Annotated in this window: 5 protein-coding genes; 2 read left to right on the top strand and 3 right to left on the bottom strand. The window is 64.1% G+C overall.

What is annotated here, in order from left to right; all coding sequences use genetic code 11:
• The coding region (locus JWR89_RS03510; RefSeq protein WP_299711858.1) for a TRAP transporter large permease subunit at window positions 1-162 on the top strand (162 nt) is incomplete at its 5' end.
• Window positions 163-283: 121 nt separating this feature from the next.
• Window positions 284-1,933 carry an acyl-CoA synthetase gene (locus JWR89_RS03505; protein ID WP_299711856.1) on the top strand — a complete coding sequence of 550 codons (1,650 nt, stop codon included), beginning with the start codon at window positions 284-286 and terminating at the stop codon, window positions 1,931-1,933.
• Window positions 1,934-2,090: 157 nt separating this feature from the next.
• Here the strand turns inward: JWR89_RS03505 and JWR89_RS03500 are convergent, their stop codons facing one another.
• The 3 genes from JWR89_RS03500 to metG all read right to left on the bottom strand — a co-directional run.
• Window positions 2,091-2,894, bottom strand: a complete 804-nt coding sequence (locus tag JWR89_RS03500; protein WP_299711855.1) for an MBL fold metallo-hydrolase — start codon at window positions 2,892-2,894, stop codon at window positions 2,091-2,093.
• Complete coding sequence (locus JWR89_RS03495; RefSeq protein WP_299711853.1) at window positions 2,891-3,682, bottom strand: TatD family hydrolase; 792 nt, start codon at window positions 3,680-3,682, stop codon at window positions 2,891-2,893. The genes JWR89_RS03500 and JWR89_RS03495 overlap by 4 nt, the downstream gene beginning before the upstream one ends.
• Window positions 3,683-3,689: 7 nt before the next feature.
• A partial coding sequence (gene metG / locus JWR89_RS03490) for a methionine--tRNA ligase (RefSeq protein WP_299711852.1) occupies window positions 3,690-4,892 on the bottom strand: 1,203 nt, incomplete at its 5' end.

Here is a 4,892-nt window from a genome sequence, read left to right as displayed (position 1 = left end):
CTGTTCGCGCCGCCGTTCGGCGTCGGCTATTATGCCGCCTGCGCGATCGGGCGAGTCGATCCGGCGGAAGGCATCAGGCCGATTCTCGGTTATCTGCTGGCGCTGCTGGTTGGCTTGATCATCGTGGCGATCTTCCCTTGGATATCGATAGGGTTTCTATAACTACTAAATAAATTCAGTGGCTTACTCTGCGTTTTGGGAATTTTTGGAAGCCTTTTCTCGCAACTCCTTGGCATATTCATATATGCCGATAAACCATTGAAATAACAGCAAAGAATATCAGATGATCGCTGACCAGGGTCACTACAGCAGCGGGCTGGACCAGAACCCCGCCAACTTCGTGCCGCTGTCGCCGCTGAGCTTTCTCGCCCGCAGCGCGGCCGTCTACCCGGACCATGTCAGCACCGTCTATGAGGACCGCAGCTTCACCTGGTCGCAGACCTATGAGCGTTGCCGTCGCTTCGCCTCGTTCCTGGCGGCGCGCGGCATCGGCCGCGGCGACACCGTCGCGGCGATGCTGCCGAACCTGCCGGCGATGAACGAGGCTCACTTCGCGGTGCCGATGGCCGGCGCTGTGCTGAATGCCCTGAACATCCGGCTCGACGCGGCGTCCCTCTCCTTCCAGCTCGACCATGGCGGCGCCAAGGTGCTGCTCGTCGATCCCGAATTTGCCGGCGTGATCACCGAGGCACTCGGCCTGATGACCGGGCGCAAGCCCGTCGTGATCGACGTCGATGACGCCGCCTACTCCGGCGGCAGCCGGATCGGCGAACTCGAATACGAGGCCGCGGTGGCGTCGGGCGATCCCGGCTTTGCCCCGATCCTGCCGCAGGACGAATGGGACGCCATTGCGCTCGGCTACACCTCGGGCACGACGGGCAACCCGAAGGGCGTGGTGACCCATCACCGCGGCGCTTACCTCAACGCCGTCTCGAATATCCTGGCCGCCGGTCTCGGCCAGCATCCGGTCTATCTCTGGACACTGCCGATGTTCCACTGCAACGGCTGGTGCTTCCCCTGGACCCTTGCGGCCACGGCCGGCATCAACGTCTGCCTGCGAAAAGTCGATCCGACCAAAATCTTCGCGCTGATCGCCGAGCACGGCGTCACCCACATGTCCGGCGCGCCGATTGTCTACAACACGTTGATCAACGCGCCGGATGCGCCCGCCTATGCCGGCGGCCGGATGGTGCAGGGTTCGATCGCCGGCGCGCCGCCGCCGATGGCGGTGCTGTCCGGCGCTGAAAACATCGGCATCAAGCTGACCCATGTCTACGGCTTGACCGAGGTCTACGGCCCGGCCTCGGTCTGCGCCGAGCAGCCCGGCTGGGACGATCTGCCGGCCGACGAGCGCGCCAGGCTGAAGCGCCGGCAGGGCGTGCCCTACCCGCTGCAGGAAGCCGTCACAGTGCTGGATCCCGAGACCATGAAGGAAGTGCCGCGTGACGGCGAGACCATCGGCGAGGTCATGTTCCGCGGCAACATCGTGATGAAGGGCTACCTGAAGAACGAGAAGGCGACGCAGGAGGCATTCGAAGGCGGCTGGTTTCACACCGGCGACCTCGGCGTGCTCGATGAGTTCGGCTACGTCATCATCAAGGATCGCTCCAAGGACATCATCATTTCCGGCGGCGAGAACATCTCGTCGGTGGACGTCGAGGACGTGCTGTACCGCCATCCCGCGGTGCTCTTCGCCGCGGTGGTGGCGCAGCCCGATGACAAATGGGGCGAGGTACCGTGCGCCTTCATCGAGCTGAAGACCGGCGCCACCGCGACCGAAGCCGACATCATCGCCTTCTGCCGCAGCCAGATGCCCGGCTTCAAGACGCCGAAGGCCGTGGTGTTCGGTTCGATCCCGAAGACCTCGACCGGCAAGATCCAGAAATTCATGCTGCGCGACCAGGCGAAATCGACCAAGTCGTTTTCGGGGTAGCCCCGCCCACTTGCCCCGGACGCGGCGCAATGCGCTGCCGCAGGCAGCGTAGTGCGCTGCAGATCCGGGGCCGTCCCAAACGCCGGTGCCCGTAACGGTCCGGCTCTGCGGGGCAGCGTTTCACGCTGCACCGCGTCCGGAACAAGAGGGAGAGCGTTCAGCCCTCCTCCAACACCAGCCGCATCCCGTCGTAGGCTGGCGCTACGCTCGCCGGTAGGCTCTGACGCAGCGCCTCGTAATCCACATCCGCCGTCATGTTGGTGATCACCGCGCGCTTCGGCTTGAAGCGGTCGCGCCAGCGCAAGGCGTCGTTGATGCTGAAATGGCTGGGGTGCTGGGTATAGCGCAGCCCGTCGATCACCCAGAGGTCGAGTCCCTCCAGCGCCGGCCAGCTTTGCTCAGGGATATCGTTGACGTCAGGCGTGTAGGCGGCATTGCCGATCCGGTAGCCGAGCGCCGGGATGTTGCCATGCTGGACGAGAAAGGCGCTCAGCGTCAGTGCGCCGCCCGGACCGTCGATGGTGCGGCTCTCGCCCGCCTCGATCGACTTCTGATCCAGGATCGGCGGATAGTCGCTGCCTTCCGGCGAGACGAAGCAATAGGAGAACCGTGGCAGGATCTCCTTGGCGGTGGACTGGTTCAGATAGAACGGAATCCGGCGGCGCTGATGCAGCACCACGGAACGCAGGTCGTCGATCCCGTGGGTCTGGTCGGCGTGCTCGTGGGTCAGGAACACCGCATCGATGTGATAGACTTGCGCATCGATCAGCTGCTCGCGCAGGTCCGGCGAGGTGTCGATGACGACGCGGGTAATGCCATGTTCGGACTCGCGCTCCGCCATAATCGAGCAGCGGCGGCGGCGGTTTTTCGGGTTGGTCGGATCGCAGGCGCCCCAACCCAGCGCCGGACGCGGAACGCCCGCTGAGGAACCGCAGCCGAGAATGGTCAGCGTCACCGTCATGCGGCGGTATCCGGCGCGGGTACCTTGCTGAACAATCGGAAGAAGTTTTCCGTGGTCTGCCTCGATATTTCTTCGAGCGAGACGCCACGCGTTTCCGCCAGCACCTTGGCGGTCTCCACGACATAAGCCGGCTCGCAGCGCTTGCCGCGGAACTTGCCAGGCGCGAGGTACGGGGCGTCGGTCTCGACCATGATACGGTCGGCGGGCAGTTCGGCGGCGAGGTCGCGCAATTCCTGCGATTTTTTGAAAGTCAGGATGCCGGTGAAGGAGATCGACAGGCCGAGATCGATCGCCAGCATCGCCAGTCCACGGCCGCCGGTATAGCAGTGCAGCACCGCGCGAAAAGCGCCCTTCCCCATCTCGTCTTCGAGAATGCGGCCACATTGTTCGTCGGCCACGCGGGTATGGATCACCAGCGGCAGTCCGGTCGCGCGGGCCGCGGCGATATGGGCGCGAAAACCACGCTCCTGCGCCTCGTTGAAGTCGGTACCATAGAAGTTGTCCAGTCCGGCTTCGCCGAGCGCGACCACTTTGGGATGCTTGGTCAGTTCGATCAGCTGTTCCGCCGGGATGCCGTCTTCCTCGTCGACATGGCCGGGATGGGTGCCGACCGAGCAATAGACATTTGGAAAACGCTCGGCGATCGCCAGCAGTCCCGGCAGCCGTTTTACCCGCGTGGAGATTGTGACGAAGCGGCCGATGCCGGCGGCTTCGGCACGCGCAATGATGCCATCGAGGTCGTCGGCGAAATCCGGAAAATCGAGATGGCAGTGGCTATCAACGAGCATGATGGTCTCAAGCCGCCGGTGGCTCGACATAGCGCGGAAACACGCCGGTCGGGGTCGGCAGCGTGGCGCCCGGCTTGAGGCGTGTCGCCAGTGCGGCGAAGTCGCGCGCGTCGGCGGCAATGCCGAGCACGTCGAGCAGTTTTGCGGCGGAGTCCGGCATCGCCGGCTGCGCCAGGATCGCCACCTGCCGCACCACTTCGGCGGTGACATACAGCACAGTGCCCTGCTTCTTCGGATCGGTCTTGGCCAGCGCCCACGGCGCCTCGCCCGCGAAATAGCGATTGGCTTCGGCGACCACGTTCCACACCGCGTTGAGCGCCTGATGGATCTGCTGCGTGGCCATCGCAGTGCGCGCCAGTTCGAGCATGCCGTCGGCCTGCGCGAGAATGGCCTTGTCGTTGTCGCTGAATTCGCCGGGCTCCGGCAGCACGCCGGCAAACTGCTTGGCGATCATCGACAGCGAGCGCTGCGCGAGGTTGCCGAGATCGTTGGCGAGGTCGGCATTGGTGCGGTTGACGATGGCCTCGTGGTTGTAGCTGCCGTCCTGGCCGAACGGCACTTCGCGCAACAGAAAGTAGCGCACCTGGTCGACGCCGTAGGCAGTGGCGAGGTTGAAGGGATCGACGACATTGCCGACCGACTTCGACATCTTCTCGCCCTTGTTGAACAGGAAGCCGTGAGCAAAGACGCGCTTCGGCAGCGCGATGCCAGCCGACATCAGGAACGCCGGCCAGTACACCGCGTGGAAGCGGATGATGTCCTTGCCGATGATGTGCGCGTCCGCCGGCCAGTAGTGCCAGCGCTCCGCCCCCTCGTCGGGGAATCCGACGCCAGTGATATAGTTCGTCAGCGCATCGACCCAGACATACATCACATGCTTGTCGTCGCCGGGCACCTTGACACCCCAGTCGAAGGTGGTCCGCGAGATCGACAGATCCTTCAGCCCGCCCTTGACGAAGCTCATCACCTCATTGCGACGGGTGTCCGGGCCTATGAAATCGGGCTGCTCCTCGTACAGCTTGAGCAGCTTATCCTGATAGGCAGCGAGCCTGAAGAAGTAGCTGCTCTCCTCCACCCACTCGACCGGCGTGCCCTGCGGGCCGCGGCGCACCTTGTCCTCGCCGACGACGGTTTCGTCCTCGGCGTAGTACGCCTCGTCACGCACGGAATACCAGCCGGCGTAGCTGTCGAGATAGATGTCGCCATTGTC

Source organism: Tardiphaga sp., from assembly GCF_028290785.1.
Taxonomy (GTDB): Bacteria; Pseudomonadota; Alphaproteobacteria; order Rhizobiales; family Xanthobacteraceae; genus Tardiphaga.
Note: the sequence above shows the minus strand (reverse complement) of the source record. Positions and strands in the feature narration are given on the sequence as shown.

What these genes read in the sequence shown, in the direction of transcription:
- JWR89_RS03495 (WP_299711853.1), bottom strand. Translation starts at nt 3,682, where the DNA reads ATGCTCGTTGATAGCCACTGCCATCTCGATTTTCCGGATTTCGCCGAC.
- JWR89_RS03505 (WP_299711856.1), top strand. Translation starts at nt 284, where the DNA reads ATGATCGCTGACCAGGGTCACTACAGCAGCGGGCTGGACCAGAACCCC.
- JWR89_RS03500 (WP_299711855.1), bottom strand. Translation starts at nt 2,894, where the DNA reads ATGACGGTGACGCTGACCATTCTCGGCTGCGGTTCCTCAGCGGGCGTT.